Source organism: Streptomyces sp. NBC_00028, from assembly GCF_045041065.1.
In the GTDB taxonomy this organism is placed as follows: Bacteria; Actinomycetota; Actinomycetes; order Streptomycetales; family Streptomycetaceae; genus Streptomyces.
In genome coordinates this window covers 2,838,201-2,853,340 of the sequence record NZ_CP108293.1, presented here as the reverse complement: position 1 = coordinate 2,853,340, position 15,140 = coordinate 2,838,201, and the positions used below count along the sequence as shown (strand labels likewise).

Below are 15,140 nucleotides of genomic sequence, written 5' to 3'. Positions count from 1 at the left end.
CGTCCCGGGAGCAGGTTCCGATCCGACAGGAGTGAACATGGCGCGTACGACCTTGCACGAGGGCTGGCAGCTGAGCGCGACGCGTGGGCCGGTGCCGGACGCCGTCCGCGGGCGCACGGTGCAGGCCGCCGTGCCGGGCAGCGTGCATCTCGACCTGATGGCAGCGGGCCTCATACCCGACCCCTATCTCGACCGCGTCGAGGAGGAGCTGGTGTGGATGCACCGCACCGAGTGGCAGTACCGCCTCACCTTCGACGCCACCGCCGCCCAGGACGGGGAGCGCGTGGACCTGGTCTTCGACGGCCTGGACACCGTCGCGACCATCACCCTGAACGGGCACGTCATCGGCACCACCGCCAACATGCACCGCAGCTACCGCTTCGACGTCCGACCCCACTTGATGGACGGCGCCAACGAACTCACCGTGGACTTCGCCTCGGCCCTCCAGTACGCGGAGGAAAGGGAAACGGAACTCGGTCGGCGCGACCACGTCTACCCGCACCCGTTCAACATGGTGCGCAAAATGGCATGCAGCTTCGGCTGGGACTGGGGGCCTGACCTGCAGACCGCCGGCATCTGGAAGCCCGTACGCCTGGAGCGGTGGCACACGGCACGCCTCGCTCGCGTCCGACCGCTGGTGAGCGTCGGGGCCGACGGAACCGGCGTCGTCGAACTGCACGCGGACATCGAGCGAGCTGCCGCGGACGGACCGGAACTGGTTCTCACCGCCGAGGTCGCCGGACAGCAGGCGCGCGCCGCCGTCACCGCCGACGACACCACCGCCGTGCTCCGGCTCACCGTCCCCGACGCCCGCCTGTGGTGGCCCGCCGGATACGGCGACCACCCCCTCTACGACCTGCACGTCACCCTCGCCACCACCGAACGGCACGACGATCCGCTCGACACCGTCGACCGCCGTGTCGGCTTCCGCAACATCACCGTCGACACGATCCCCGACGAGACCGGTACACCGTTCACCTTCGTCGTCAACGGCACTCGCGTCTTCGCCAAGGGCGCCAACTGGATCCCGGACGACCACTTCCTGACCCGCATCACCCGCGAACGCCTCGAACGCCGCGTCGACCAGGCGCTCGGCGCCCACATGAACATGCTGCGCGTGTGGGGTGGCGGTATCTACGAGACCGACGACTTCTACGACGTGTGTGACGAGCGCGGCATGCTCGTCTGGCAGGACTTCCCGTTCGCCTGCGCCGCCTATCCCGAGGAGGAGCCGCTGCGTGGTGAGGTCGAGGCCGAGACGCGCGAGAACGTCACCCGCCTCGCCGGGCGCCCGAGCCTCGCCCTGTGGAACGGCGGCAATGAGAACCTGTGGGGCTACGCCGACTGGGGCTGGCCCGAGCAACTGGCCGGTCGCACCTGGGGACTCGGCTACTACACCGACGTCCTGCCGCGGATCGTCGCCGAACTCGACCCGACCACGCCCTACGCCGACGGCAGCCCCTACACCCCCGGCGCCCCCGTGGGCGGTATCCACCCCAACGACCAGGACCACGGCACGCGCCACGAATGGGAGGTGTGGAACCGGCTCGACTACACGACGTACCGCGACCACATCCCGCGCTTCTGCTCCGAGTTCGGCTTCCAGGGCCCGCCCACCTGGGCCACCCTCACCCGCTGGATCCACGACGAACCCCTCGCCCCCACCTCGCCCGCGTTCCTGCTCCACCAGAAGGCAGAAGACGGCAACGGCAAGCTGGACCGCGGCCTGGCCCCCCACCTGCCCGCCCCGCAGTCCTTCACCGACTGGCACTGGGCCACGCAACTCAACCAGGCCCGCGCCGTCGCCTACGGCATCGAGCACTTCCGCTCCTGGTGGCCGCGGACCGCCGGAACCCTGGTGTGGCAGCTCAACGACTGCTGGCCCGTCACCTCCTGGTCCGCCGTGGACAGCGACGAACGCCCCAAGCCACTGTGGTACGCGCTGCGCGACGCCTACGCCCCGCGCATGCTGACCTTCCAGCCCCGGGACGGCAGGCTCGCCGTGGTCGCCGTCAACGACACCGACGAAGCCTGGACCGGCCGCCTCGTTCTGGAGCGCCAGACACTCGAAGGCGTCGTCAAGGCCGATGCTAAAGTCGAGCTCCGCGTGGGGCCCCGTTCGGTCGTGACCGTGGCACCGGACGACTCACTGCTCACACCGGAAGAGGCGAGGCAGGAGGTGCTCGTGGCGTCGTCCGAGGGCGTACGCGCCGTCCACACCTTCTGCGAGGACCGCGACCTCGCCTACCGGGTGGACGCGCTGAGCGCGCAGGCCCACGCGGAGCCGGGCGGCTACCGCGTCGACGTCCGGGCCACCTCGTTCGCCCGCGACATCGCCGTGCTGGCCGACCACGTCGCCGACGACGCGACCGTCGACGACATGCTGGTCACGCTGCTGCCTGGCGAAAGTCACACATTCCACGTCCGCACCCGCCACACCCTCGACCCCGCTGTCCTGACCACCACACCCGTGCTGCGCTCCGTGAACAGCCTCTGCCCCGCGACACCGGAGACCGAATGACCGCTGCCCACCGCGACCGCACCCAGCCGGGTGCCCTGGGCCTCGTCCTCGCGCGCTCGACCCGGCTGCTCGGCGTGGAGCCGTTCTTCATGGAGTTCATCGCCGGCATGGAGGAGCGCCTCGTCGCACGCGACATGTCGGTGCTGCTCCACGTCGTGCCGACGTACGAGGAGGAGATCACCGCCTATCGTCGGTGGGCCGAGACAGGTCTGGTCGACGCGGTAGCCGTGGTCAACCTCGTCGAGGACGACGTCAGGCCGGCCGTCCTGCAGGAGCTGGGGCTTCCGGCGGTCCTCGTCGGCACCTGGCCGGACGCCCCCTCCCTGCCGGCCGTGCGCACCGACGACGGCGGCCCCGTCCGCGACGCCGTGGCCCGGCTCGCGAGCCTCGGGCACCGCGTCGTCGCCCGGGTCGCCGGACCACGCTCCCTCCTGCACACCCAGGCCCGCACCCTGGCCCAGGAAGAGGCGTGCAAGGAGGCGGGCATCGAGACGGTGACGGTCGACGGCGACTACACGGCCGAGTCCGGGGCCCGGCTCACCGCGGAACTCCTCGAACGGGACCGCCGGCCCACCGCGATCCTCTACGACAACGACGTGATGGCGGCCGCCGGGCTGGCCACCGCCAAGGAACTCGGCCTGGAGGTGCCCACCGAACTGTCGCTGATCGCCTGGGACGACTCCGCGCTCTGCCGCCTCGCCTCACCACCGCTGACCACCATGACCGTCGACGTTCACGGCTTCGGGGTGATGGTCGCGGAAGCCGCACTGGACCACATCGACGGCCGTCCCGTCACCGAACGCTGGTCCCCGACGGCCCACTTCGTGCAGCGCGGTACGACGGGGCACGCACCCGTCTGACGGGGCAGGACCGGGTCGGGGTGGATACCTCGCCCCCAGGCGCCGCTCCTGCTGCCGCCGGGGCGAGTCCTGCTCCGGAGAAACCGTGTGCGGCAGGGCCACGATGCACAGCAGTCTCTCCGCATGAATCTTGATGCGGCTGCGCTCGCAGCGATGTTCGGGCTTGGCCGGCCGCTGGGGCCGTGGCGCCCGCTGGCCAACGGGGGCGCCCCGTCGGACAGTCGCGTGCTGACCACCACGCATGGCCGATGGGTCGTGCGGACGGGCCGGTTGCTGGGCGACTGGCATCGCGAACAGGCGCACCGGGTGCACCGGTTGGAGAGCGCTGCGTGGGATGCGGGGATCGCGATGCCGCGCCCCGTCGAGCCGCCCGCTCCGGCCGTTGGCCACTGGCACAACCCAGCGGGTGACACGCTGGTGCGGGTGAGTGAATGGCTCGAAGGGCACGATCTGCGTCAAGTCGACATGACATCCGATGCCGAGATCTCACAGGCCGCGGAGTGGGTGGGAAGCACTGTGGCCCGCATCGCTCTCCTGGGCGCTGCTACAGGAGTCGCGGCCGACGACGGAATGCCCCTGCATCCCCCGGCGGAGTGGCGGGAGTGGGTGGCCGAGGCAGATGCAGGCGGACATCCGGTCGCCACGCCGGCACGCGCCCTCCTCCCTGTGGTCGAGGAAGCGACCGCGCTGATTCAGGAGGCACTGTGCGACCCCCCCCGGCACCGCTTGGGTGCACGGAGACACCTCCCGCGCCAATGTACTGCGCACGCGTTACGGTTACGCGCTGATCGACTGGGAAGGAGCCAGGTCAGACGCTCCCTGGTGGGAAGCGGTGAATGTCGCTTTCCGCTTCGCCACCCCGTTCAACGGCCCCGCCGCCGCCGGTGATCCTCGCGTGGTGCGTCCGCTGCTGGCGGCGTACCTCGATGCCGGGGGGGGGCCGAGCGGACCGGCAGAGGTTTCTGCGTTCGCCGGCATGTTGCGCAGCCAGCTCGCCGCCATCGCCTGGTGCTTGTGGCTGGCGCTGGGGCACCGTCGGGCCACCGCCGACCAGCGTGCCTTTGGACTGCGCATCGTGCCCTCGGCGGCACGGGACATGCCGCAGGTCATGAACTCCTTGGAGACATGGACCACACTCCTTCGGTAATCGAAGCCCACCAAAACTTTCATCAGTGTTCGAAGTTTCTCTGTGGAAGGTATTGCCAGGGCCCGATGGCGCTCCTACGGTCTGGGGCCAACAGGTGAGCGACGTCGCGGGCCGCAGGTCCGTCAGAGCCGGGGCCATGCCCGCCGGGCGTGCCACCCACCCCGCGCACCGTGTTCGTACACCGCGCCTTCACCCCACCATCCGTATCCCCAGGAGTTCGCCATGTCCCCACAGCATGCCTCCCGCCGCACGGTCCTGCGCCGAGCGGCAGGCGCCGCCGCGATCCTCGCCGTCCCCGGCACGGCCGCGGTGGCAGCCAACGCCGTCGCCGGTGAGACCGCCGCCCCTCGCCGCCCCCGGCCGAGAGCCGCAGGCCCGGTCGCGCCTGGTGCGAATCAGCAGGCCGTGAACCTGATGGCCTTCGTGGCGGCCCAGTACCGGCACAAGATCATCGCCGGGCAGCAGGAGTCGACCTGGATCGACGGCCCCGACTACGAAATGAACTACATCCACGACCACACCGGCACGTACCCCGCGATCCGCGGCCTCGACATCTGCGACGCCCCGGGCGGCGCCACCGAGCGGGCCATCGCGTGGTGGCAGGCCGGCGGCATCCCCATGTTCGGCTACCACATGGGGGCGCCCACGTACTCCGACGACTACGACGGCTCCAAGCAGACCGTCTCCATCGACAAGGTCCTCACCCCGGGCACCGCCGAGTACACGTCCTTCGTCGAGCGCCTGGACAACGCCGCGGCCCAGATGCACAAGCTCCGTGAGGCCGGTGCCGCCGCGATCTGGCGGCCCTTCCACGAGGCCGGCGGCACCTGGTTCTGGTGGAGCAAGGAGGGCGGCGCCCAGTACCAGCGGCTGTGGAAGTTCGCCTTCGACCGCTTCGCCGAGAAGAAGGTCACCAACGCTGTCTGGCTCATGGGCTTCAATGGAGAGCCCGCCGCCTCCGCCGCCTGCTACCCAGGCAAGGACTACGTCGACATCGCCGGCGCCGACACGTACGCCGGTGACCAGAACTACGACCCGCAGAAGGCGATGTACGACGCGACGACGGGTGTGGTCGGCCCGTCCATCCCCGTAGCGCTGCACGAGAACGGCCCCATCCCGGACCCGGACCGACTCGTGACGAGCGGCGCCGACTGGGTGCTGTTCAACACCTGGAACGTCGAGCACCTGACGAAGAGCAACACCGTCGAGCACCTGGCCAAGGTCTACAGCCACGACCATGTTGTCACCCGTGACCAGGTGCCCGACCTCAACTGACGCCTACCGCACTGCTGTTCGGGCGGTGTGGCGCCCGCCGCCCGAACAGACCGGTCAGCTCCCGCCGACGCCGAGCACCAGGCGAGCGGCCCTGCCGGGTCGACGATCCACCTCCGGGCGATGTCGAGCCCGTCTTCGGCCGACCGCACCACCTTGCCGTCGAGCGCGAGCCCGTATCCGACACCTGCGCCGATGGTCAGGACCGCGAACCGTGCCAGGCCGCGCCCCGCGCCGAACCAGGACTCGGCCTCCACCAGCGCGGCCACGTCGTTGTCGACCACCACCGGCAGCCCCGTGCGCTCCTCGACCAGCGCGGCCAGGGGTACGTCCCGCCAGGGCAGGAAGACCGACTCGCTGACCACCGAGCGGCCTTCGACCCGGCCGCCCACGCCGATGCCGATGCCGGCGAGTCGAGGACTGCGGGTGGCGAACTCCCGTGCCACGGCCGCCAGCAAGTTCGCCACTTCGTCCGGGTCGGGCGTGGTCAGCGGTGTGCTGTGGCGTTCGACGACTTCGCCCCTGAGCGTGGTGACGACGCCGTACACCATGTCCTCGGTGATCTTGAATCCGGCGAAATCGTGTGAGTCCATGACGATGTCCAGGGGCTGCGACGGACGTCCGTGCCGACGAACCGCACCCCCGGCCTCCTCCGCTACCTCCATCAGGAGCCCCGACTCGATGAGCGGCTTCGTCAGCCGGGTGAGGCTGCCGGCCGACAGCCCCAGGCGGCGGGCGAGTTCACCGCGTGACAGCGGTCCGTTGACGAGCACCTCGATGCCCACCGCGCGCTCACCGGCACTGAGCGGCAGCCAGTCGGCACCCTCCGTTTTCTTCCGATGCAAAACCATGCCCCTCAGCTCGCCCCGCGATTCTTCTCAGGAACCGATCACTGCACTGGCATTGACACAAACATAATTCTGCTACGAAAGTAAGTGGCCTAGGAGAGTCCGCCCCGAGGGAGTCCTCGATGACCACCTCCAGCAAGACCGCGTCGCGCACACCCGAGCGCGGTGACGGCCCACTGGCCGCGCTGTTCATCGCCCCGGCCATGGGGTGCTTCCTGGTCATCCTTCTGTGTCGGCGGGCAGACTGTCCTGGTCTTGGCCATCGCCGTGCTGCTGCAGCGACTCACCCGCTCGGCGCTGCTGCGCGGCATCGTGAACGGCGGTGCTCCAGCCCCTCGACGAACTCGACGAGACCAGGAGCATCAAGAACACCGGCTGCCAGCCGAACCTGGCCTCCGCCTGGATTGGCGAGGTGGGTCGCGTACCCGTTTTCTGACGCCTACCAGCAGATGGTGGGACGGCACGGTGTCGTATTCCCTGGAACCGCCGCGGGAACGCGCGCTGCGGTGGCCGCGTACAAGAAGAAGGGCATCGACGTCACCGCTGTCACCCCGCCCGTCGCCCACCGCACGCCCTTTTCCTTCCCGGTCACGAACTTCGCGGCGGACGTGCCGGCGCTCATGAGGCCGGCCATGCGGGACGTCTACCGGGGTGCGGCGCCGGTGAGCAGCCTCGACGAGGCCGATGACCAGATCAACTTCCGCTTCTCTCAGTGACGTGCACCAATGCTTCGGCCTCGCGGTCAGGCGGGCCCCGACGGCAGATGGACGGTCATGATCAGATGGCAGGTCTCGTGGCCCGCCCCGCGATAGGTGTGGGGCACGTCGCCGTCGAATGTAGCGGTCTGCGTGGCTTCGACGGGGTACTCCGTGCCGTCGACGACCAGGACCATGCGCCCGGCGGTGACGCTGACGGTCTCCACGACGCCGGCCTGATGGGGATGGCTCGGGTACTCCTCGCCCGGCTCGAGGCGCCAGCGCCACACCTCTACCGGGGCAGGGCCCGAGGTGGTGAGCATGAGCCGGGCCTCGCTGCCCAGCTCACCCGCCCACAGCGGCATCACGGCGTCGGCCGAGACGACGCGCACGCGCCCTTCGGCGGGACCCTCCATCAGCGCGGAGACCGAGACACCCAGCGTGTCGGCCAGCCGGACGAGAGTCGCGAAGTTCGGATTGCCTTGCGCCCTTTCCAGTCCGACCAGGGCCCCCTTGCTGACCTTGGCCCGGCGGCCGAGCTCGTCCAGTGACAGGCCCGCCCGCGTACGAGCTGAGCGGACGTTGTGCGCGAGTGTGCGCAAGGCCGCCGCTGTTTCGGTCACCTGGTCACCATCCCCGTCGGTCGGTCAGTGGAATACGCCACGCAGTCGGTCGATTGGCACAGTGCGGTCGATTCGCTGTACGGTTTAGTCGTTCTACTGTAACCGCAAGGGATCGTATCGTGATAGCTCTGCTGCTGGCTCTGGGCAGCTCACTCGCCTACGGATGCGCCGACTTTCTCGGTGGTCTGGGTGCCCGAAAGGCCCACGTGCTGCGCACCGTGATGGTCGCCGCGCCGGCCAGCCTGGCCGTCGAGCTGCTCTTGTGGCCCGTGCTCGGTGCTTCGTTCAGCCCTGCCGCGCTCGGCTGGGGTGCCGCTTCCGGCGTGGCTTCGGCCGCCGCCTTCGCGCTGCTCTACAAGACTCTCGCCATCGGCCCGATGAACGTGCTCTCCCCGGTCACCGCGCTGGTGTCCGCCGCGCTCCCGGTCGCGGTGGGCCTGCTGCAGGGTGAGCACCTGGGGATGGCCGGCCTCCTGGGTCTGCCGCTCGCCCTGGTCGCCGTGGTGCTGGTCAGCGCCGGTCATGGGGCGGGCTCGTCCCGGCCGACGCGCACGGCGCTGCTGCTTGCCCTCGGCGCAGGCGCGGCGATCGCCCTGCAGCTGATCTTCCTGCACCAGGCGCCGTCCGACAGTGGTGTAGCCCCGTTGATCATCGGCAGGGCGGTCTCCTCGGCTGTGACTCTGACCGCGGCCGGACTGCTGCACCGCAGACTGGGTCCCGAGAAGCCTGCCTACGCCCTGTCGGCCACCGCCGGTGTGCTGGACTCGCTCGCCAACCTGCTGTTCCTGCTCGCCGCACGCAGCGGCGACCTCACGGTCGTCGCCGTGATCACCGCCCTCTACCCGGCCGGCACCGTTCTCCTCGCCCGCAGCGTGCTCGCCGAGCGCATCCACAAGGGGCAGCTCGTCGGCCTGTGCACCGCCGCGGTCGCGGTCAGCCTCCTTGCCGTTACCTGAACCCCCCGAGCGTAAGGACCACCGCATGTTCATCCAGCCCTGGGACGCGGCCCTGGACGAGGCCGAATGGCAGACCTGGATCGCCGAAGGCCACGACTTCGGACTGCTCAGCGTCAACGGCCTGCCCGGCCACGCACCCACGACCGTGCCCACGCACTTCGTCCCGGACGGCAACCGGCTGCTGATCCACCTGGCCCGCCCGAACCCGGTCTGGGAATCGCTCGAGCACGACCCGAACGTCACCTTCACCGTGATCGGCGACTACGCCTTCGTACCGGGCCCCTGGCGTGCGGCGCCCGGCACGCGGCCCACCGATGGCGTGCCCACCAGCTACTACACGGCCGTCCAGTTCGGCTGTCACGCCCGCATCGTAGACAACCCCGAGGCCAAGGCCGAACTGCTGCGCCGGCAGATGGTCCACTTCCAGCCCGACGGTGACCACGCTCCCGTCGCGGCGGATCAGCCGCCGTACGGGCGGATGCTGCCCGGCATCCGCGGCCTCGTGCTGGACGTGAAGGAGGTCCGGGCCAAGTACAAGTACGACGACCACAAGCCCGTCGAGCACCGGACCGGCGTCGCCGACCGCCTCACCTCCCGCGGCGAGGGCCTGGACGTACCCGCCGCCGACCAGCAGCGCCGCCGCCTGGACCGCATCGGTCCCTGGAAGCCCTGAAACCGCCTGCCTCCCTCACGCCCGAGCCGAACGGAGCCTTTGCCCATGACCATGTTCCGCATCACGCCCGCCGTCGCCGACGCCTTCCCCGACACTCTGATCGCCGTGGTCACGGCCACCGGCCTGCGCGGCCACGAACCCTGGCCCGGCACGGCCACCGCGATCGAGGAGCTCGAGCAGCAGCTCGCCGCCGGTACCTGGGGTCCCGCCGACGAGAGCGATCCACGCATCGAGGCGTGGCACGCGGCCTACCGCTCCTTCGGCACCAATCCCCGTCGTATCCGGCCCAGCGTCGACGCGCTGGGGCGCCGCATGGCCAAGAAGGGCACGTTGCCGCGCATCAACCCGGCCGTCGACTCCTACAACGCCGCTTCCGTTCATCACGGCATGCCCGCAGGCGCCTTCGACCTCGACCACGTCGCCGGAGACGTCGACATCAGGCACGCAGACGGCAGTGAGGAGTTCATCCCGCTCGGCGAACCCGACACCGTCGAGAACCCCAAGCCCGGCGAGATCGTCTATGCGGACGCCGACGGGATCCTGACCCGGCACTGGAACCACCGCGACGCCCACCGCACCCGCGTCACCGAGGACTCCACCCATGTCGCCTTCGTCCTCGAAACCCTCCACGCCACGCGGGACGGCAACCTCCTCAAGACCGCAGCCGAGGAACTGCACAGCCTGCTGCTGCCCCACTCCGAGCAGACCTGCGTGCGCTACCTCAGCCCGAAGCACCCGGAAGTCACAGCCTGAGCCCGTCAGCCACCAAAGTGGCACATAGTATGGGAGTTCAGGGCATAAGGTCTGCGCGCCTGCGCACGCTGAAGCGGCCCGGGCCGCGAGTGTCGCATAAAGCGGCTGACGCCGTCGCAGGACGGTGCGGTACAGCCTCATGCGCTGGCGCGGGTTGCGCAGGTCGTACGAGGTCAGCCCCGACCAAGCGAGGTGCAGAGGCAGCTCGACGACGCCCTGGGTGGGGCCGCGCAGCTCATCCAGCGACTCCGGCACACGCCGCCGGAACTTCTCCCGGTCCAACGCGAGGTCCTCGGCGGCCGGGCCCGGGAGGAACGCAGGGCTCGGGTGCGGCGTGCTGCGGGCTGGAGGTCATGCCTCCATTATGGCGGTCGGGGCAGCGGAGCGGGGGACGACGGGCGAGCCATGACGCGGGTCCGACACTTGGATTGTTTTTGAGGCGTTCCATGGGCGTCGCCTTCGCGTCGTGAAGTCGTTCGCGCATCGACGTACCCATCAATCCGGCACGCTTGGTACATGTCCATGAAGCGAACCACCGCCTACGCCGACCCGAGACCTCGTAGTCATCAGGGAGGCCGCCAAGCGGCGCGGCGTCAGCGAGGCGGAGATCATTCGCCAGGGTACCCACCTTGCCGCCATGGCCAACCGCGCCTGGCATGAGCCTCTCTTCCCCCGCACGTTCGAGAGGTGCGTGGCGCCGTTGCCGACGATCTGCCGCCCTGAAGCCGACGGTGTGTGTATGGCTGCTGTCTTTGTCGGCCCGTGACGCTCGTTTGACGCTCATGGCGCCCGCGAGGCCGTCGCCGGGGTGGGAAAACCCTGGTTGACCTGTGGTTTTCCCTGTCCCCGTCCAGACCGACATCTTTCCGATGACTCATCATGTGGAGTGCGTCGCGGTTCTGGAGCCGGTGGCGAAGGGCTCCTGAGCCGGGCGGTGGTGAAGGGCGGCTGGTGTGGGTGAGGGTGCGCCGAGTGGTGTGCTGAGCAAGGCGCTCGCCGTGCTGCAGGCGTTCACCGTCGAGGACACCACGCTCGGGTTCGCCGAGTTGCAGCGGCGTACCGGGCTGGCCAAGGGCACTTTGCACCGCACGCTCGGCGATCTGGTGGCCGGGCGGCTGCTCGACCGGGTCGAGGGCCGGTACCGGCTGTCCAGCCTCGTCTTCGAACTGGGGATGCGCGCCTCCGTCGAGCGCGGGCTGCTGGAGGTGGCGACTCCGTTCCTGGAGGACCTGTACGAGCGCACGCACGAACTGGTCCACCTCGGCATCCGGGAGGGCGTCGAGGTGGTCTACGTGGCCAAGATGGGCGGGCATCAGCAGGCCGATTCGCCCAGCCGGCTCGGTGGGCGCATGCCGCTGCACTCCACCGCCCTCGGCAAGGTCCTCCTCGCCCACGCGCCCGCCGACGTCCGCGAGTCGGTGCTGCGCGGACCGCTGGAACGCCGGACGCCCAGGACCCTCACCAACGTCGACGTCCTCACCCGCCAGCTGTCCGACGTCGTGGCGAAGGGCGTCGCCTTCGAGTACGAGGAGTCGGCGGTCGGCCTCGTCTGCGTCGCGTCCGGGATCTTCGGGGCGGCGGACGAGATCCTGGGCGCGGTCAGTGTGACCGGCCCTGTGCACCGCTTCCAGCCCGCCCGGCACGCCAACAGCGTCCGGGCGGCGGCGGCCGGCATCACCGCGACCCTCGGGCGGCGCGAGGAAATGCTGCGGCGCTGACGTCTGGGGGCGGGGCGAGGAGTTGCTGTGGCGCCGACGTCTGGAGGCGGGGCGAGGAGCTGCTGCGGCACTGAGACGTCGCCCTCCGAGTTCCGGCTCGCGGAACTTTTTGCTGGGCGTCGCGTGCCCCGGCTCCCCAAGCTGAGGGCATGAACCAAAACCCCCGTGGCGGCGACGACGCCGTGGCAGCGGCGGCCCGGCGCCTGATCGTGGCCGCCGCCGACCTTGTGCCCTGTTCCCCGGTGCGCGATCTGATCGGCAGCGACGACGTGAAGGCCGCGTACGCCGTTCAGGAGCTGCTCACCGCCCACCGTCTGACGACCGGCGCCCGCGTCACGGGACGAAAGATCGGCCTCACCTCGCCTGCCGTCCAGGCCCAACTCGGCGTGGACCAGCCCGACTTCGGCGTCCTCTTCGACGACATGCGGGTCACCGACGGCGGCCTCGTGCCGACCGGGCGGCTGCTCCAGCCGAAGGTGGAGGCCGAGATCGCGTTCGTGCTCGGCGCCGACCTCGCCGAGGGGCCCCTGGACGCGGAGCAGGTCCGCGGTGCCGTGGCCTACGCGCTGCCCGCCTGGAGATCGTCGACAGCCGTGTCGCCGGCTGGGACATCACCTTCGGTGACACCGTCGCCGACAACGGCTCCAGCGGCCTGTACGTCCTCGGGGCGGCGACGAAGACCCTCGCCGAGTTCGAACCGGTGAGCGCCGTGATGACGCTCGCCCGGGGCGGCGAGACCGTCTCCCGCGGGGACGGGGCGGCCTGTCTCGGTGACCCGCTGATCGCACTCGCCTGGCTGGCACGCACCGCGCGGGAGGTCGGCGACCCGTTGCGGGCGGGCCAGGTGGTGCTCTCCGGCGCCCTCGGGCCGATGGTCGTCGCCGGGCCCGGTGACGTGTTCGCCGCCGAGATCAGCGGCCTCGGATCGGTGTCCGTCCGCTTCTGCGCTTCCGCCGACGAAGGAACCTCCGTATGAAGACCAAGGTGGCCGTCATCGGCTCCGGCAACATCGGCACCGACCTGATGATCAAGGTGCTGCGACTTTCCGACACCCTGGAGGTGGGCGCGATGGTCGGCATCGCCCCCGCCTCCGATGGGCTCGCCCGTGCCCGGCGGCTGGGTGTCCCGGTCACGGCCGAGGGCGTCGAGGGGCTGGTCCGGATGGACGGCTTCGAGGGCATCCGGATCGTCTTCGACGCCACCTCAGCCAAGGCCCATGTCGCCAACGCCGCTGTCCTCGCCCCGTACGGCAAGCAGCTCGTCGATCTGACGCCGGCCGCGATCGGCCCGATGGTCGTCCCCGCGGTCAACCTTGCCGACCATGTCGCCGCGGACAACGTCAACATGGTCACCTGCGGCGGTCAGGCCACGATCCCGGTGGTCGCCGCGATCTCCCGGGTGGCGCCGGTGCCGTACGCGGAGATCGTCGCGTCCATCGCGTCGAAGAGCGCGGGCCCCGGTACCCGCGCCAACATCGACGAGTTCACCGAGACGACGAGTCACGCCATCGAGAGCGTCGGTGGCGCCGGGCGCGGCAAGGCTGTCATCGTCCTCAACCCGGCCGAGCCGCCGCTGGTCATGCGGGACACCGTGCTCGCCCTGGTGGACGCGCCGGAGGAGGAGACGCGCGAGGCGATCCGCGCCTCCGTCGCCGCGATGGTCGAGCGGGTGGCGGCGTACGTGCCCGGCTACCGGCTCAAGCGGCGGGTGCAGATCGCGCCGGTCCCCGCCGACCAGCCCGTGCACACCCTCACCCCGGAGCGGGTCACCCACCAGGTGTCCGTCTTCCTGGAGGTCGAGGGCGCCGCCCATTACCTCCCGGCCTACGCCGGGAACCTCGACATCATGACCAGCGCGGCCCTGCGCATGGCCGAGGCCATGGCCGCCCGCGGCAGCGAACTCCAGGGAGCGGGCGCATGACCGTCGTCGACAGGCTCTTCATCCAGGACGTCACCCTGCGGGACGGCATGCACGCCATCCGCCATCGCCTCGCGCCGGAGCGGCTCGGCCGGATCGTGGCCGCGCTGGACGCCGCCGGTGTCGACGCCATCGAGGTCTCCCACGGCGACGGCCTCGCCGGCGGCTCCCTCGCCTACGGTCCCGGCAGCCACACCGACTGGGAGTGGATCGAGACCGCCGCCGCCCATGTCGAAAACGCCCGTCTCACCACCCTGCTGCTGCCCGGCATCGGCACCGTCGAGGAGCTCAGGAGGGCGTACGCGCTCGGGGTCCGGTCGGTGCGGGTGGCCACCCACTGCACCGAGGCCGATGTCTCCGCGCAGCACATCGCCACCGCCCGTGAGCTGGGCATGGACGTGTCCGGCTTCCTGATGATGAGCCACATGGCCGACGCCGTGACGCTCGCCGGACAGGCCGCCCTGATGGAGTCGTACGGCGCACACTGCGTCTACGTCACCGACTCCGGCGGCCGGCTGACGATGGACGGCGTCCGGAGTCGCGTCCGCGCCTACCGGGACGTCCTCGACCCGGCGACCGAGATCGGCGTCCACGCCCACGAGAACCTCTCCCTCTCGGTCGCCAACTCGATGACCGCGGTGGAGGAGGGCGTCACCCGGGTCGACGCCTCGCTGGCGGGGCAGGGCGCCGGCGCCGGCAACACCCCGCTGGAGGCGTTCGTCGCCGTGGCCGACCTCAACGGCTGGGCCCACGGCTGCGACCTCTTCGCGCTCCAGGACGCCGCCGACGACCTCGTACGACCTCTCCAGGACCGCCCGGTGCGCGTCGACCGCGAGAGCCTCACCCTCGGTTACGCCGGGGTCTACGGCTCCTTCCTGCGCCATGCGGAGACGGCGGCCGAGCGCCATGGCCTCGATGTACGCACGATCCTCGTGGAGGTCGGCAGGCGTGGGCTCGTCGGCGGCCAGGAGGACATGATCGTGGACGTGGCGCTGGAGCTGGCCGAGTCCCGCTGACACGTGGGCGGACGAGGAACGGCGCGCACCGGGCCGGAGAAGTCTTGACCAACCGCGGGCCCGTTGGCGGGGCATCAAAGTCCTGGCCACGACGCATACTTCACGGTGCGGGGGCGTCTCGCCCCGGTGTGAGGGGGAGTG

At 70.4% G+C, this 15,140-nt stretch carries 11 protein-coding genes and 5 pseudogenes; 14 read left to right on the top strand and 2 right to left on the bottom strand.

Annotated elements, in window-relative coordinates; genetic code table 11:
• Positions 1 to 37 precede the first annotated feature (37 nt).
• The 4 genes and pseudogenes from OG885_RS12455 (at position 38) to OG885_RS12440 (ending at position 5,803) form a co-directional block, all read left to right on the top strand.
• On the top strand, positions 38 to 2,521 hold the full coding sequence (locus tag OG885_RS12455; RefSeq protein ID WP_405730364.1) for a glycoside hydrolase family 2 protein: 2,484 nt from the start codon (positions 38 to 40) through the stop codon (positions 2,519 to 2,521).
• Positions 2,518 to 3,381: a LacI family DNA-binding transcriptional regulator gene (locus tag OG885_RS12450; RefSeq protein WP_386749196.1), complete on the top strand. Its 864-nt coding sequence runs from the start codon at positions 2,518 to 2,520 to the stop codon at positions 3,379 to 3,381. Before OG885_RS12455 ends, OG885_RS12450 begins: the two co-directional genes overlap by 4 nt.
• 727 nt (positions 3,382 to 4,108) lie before the next feature.
• A pseudogene (locus OG885_RS12445) lies at positions 4,109 to 4,528 on the top strand (phosphotransferase); the annotation flags it as partial.
• 222 nt (positions 4,529 to 4,750) lie between these two features.
• Positions 4,751 to 5,803 carry a glycosyl hydrolase gene (locus OG885_RS12440; protein WP_405730362.1) on the top strand — a complete coding sequence of 351 codons (1,053 nt, stop codon included), beginning with the start codon at positions 4,751 to 4,753 and terminating at the stop codon, positions 5,801 to 5,803.
• A gap of 83 nt (positions 5,804 to 5,886) precedes the next feature.
• On the opposite strand, the pseudogene OG885_RS12435 reads toward OG885_RS12440, so the two are convergent.
• Positions 5,887 to 6,651, bottom strand: a pseudogene (locus OG885_RS12435) (ROK family protein); the annotation flags it as partial.
• A 119-nt stretch (positions 6,652 to 6,770) separates the two neighbouring features.
• Between OG885_RS12435 and OG885_RS12430 the strand changes: the two are divergent.
• A pseudogene (locus tag OG885_RS12430) lies at positions 6,771 to 6,963 on the top strand (hypothetical protein); the annotation flags it as partial.
• Positions 6,964 to 7,154: 191 nt separating this feature from the next.
• On the top strand, positions 7,155 to 7,364 hold the full coding sequence (locus tag OG885_RS12425; protein WP_307949571.1) for a hypothetical protein: 210 nt from the start codon (positions 7,155 to 7,157) through the stop codon (positions 7,362 to 7,364).
• Between the two features lie 26 nt (positions 7,365 to 7,390).
• Here OG885_RS12425 and OG885_RS12420 read toward each other — a convergent pair whose 3' ends face one another.
• The gene (locus OG885_RS12420; RefSeq protein WP_405730360.1) at positions 7,391 to 7,966 is read right to left on the bottom strand and encodes a helix-turn-helix domain-containing protein; all 576 of its coding nucleotides are present in this window, start codon (positions 7,964 to 7,966) and stop codon (positions 7,391 to 7,393) included.
• A gap of 119 nt (positions 7,967 to 8,085) precedes the next feature.
• Between OG885_RS12420 and OG885_RS12415 the strand changes: the two genes are divergently transcribed.
• From OG885_RS12415 to dmpG, 8 genes and pseudogenes are all read left to right on the top strand, one after another.
• A complete protein-coding gene (locus OG885_RS12415) occupies positions 8,086 to 8,922 on the top strand; it encodes an EamA family transporter (protein WP_307945910.1) in 837 nt (278 codons plus the stop codon).
• Positions 8,923 to 8,947: 25 nt separating this feature from the next.
• Complete coding sequence (locus OG885_RS12410; RefSeq protein WP_405730358.1) at positions 8,948 to 9,595, top strand: FMN-binding negative transcriptional regulator; 648 nt, start codon at positions 8,948 to 8,950, stop codon at positions 9,593 to 9,595.
• 45 nt (positions 9,596 to 9,640) lie between these two features.
• Positions 9,641 to 10,348, top strand: coding sequence for a B3/4 domain-containing protein (locus OG885_RS12405; RefSeq protein WP_405730356.1), 708 nt, complete (start codon positions 9,641 to 9,643; stop codon positions 10,346 to 10,348).
• Between the two features lie 516 nt (positions 10,349 to 10,864).
• Positions 10,865 to 11,114 (top strand): annotated as a pseudogene (locus OG885_RS12400) (CopG family transcriptional regulator).
• Between the two features lie 211 nt (positions 11,115 to 11,325).
• Positions 11,326 to 12,066, top strand: a complete 741-nt coding sequence (locus OG885_RS12395) for an IclR family transcriptional regulator (RefSeq protein ID WP_405730354.1) — start codon at positions 11,326 to 11,328, stop codon at positions 12,064 to 12,066.
• A gap of 149 nt (positions 12,067 to 12,215) precedes the next feature.
• Positions 12,216 to 13,042 (top strand): annotated as a pseudogene (locus OG885_RS12390) (2-keto-4-pentenoate hydratase).
• Entirely contained in the window at positions 13,039 to 13,986 is a 948-nt protein-coding gene (locus OG885_RS12385) for an acetaldehyde dehydrogenase (acetylating) (protein WP_405730352.1), read from the top strand. Before OG885_RS12390 ends, OG885_RS12385 begins: the two are co-directional and overlap by 4 nt.
• The gene (dmpG, locus tag OG885_RS12380) at positions 13,983 to 14,999 is read left to right on the top strand and encodes a 4-hydroxy-2-oxovalerate aldolase (protein WP_405730350.1); all 1,017 of its coding nucleotides are present in this window, start codon (positions 13,983 to 13,985) and stop codon (positions 14,997 to 14,999) included. Before OG885_RS12385 ends, dmpG begins: the two co-directional genes overlap by 4 nt.
• Positions 15,000 to 15,140 lie beyond the last annotated feature (141 nt).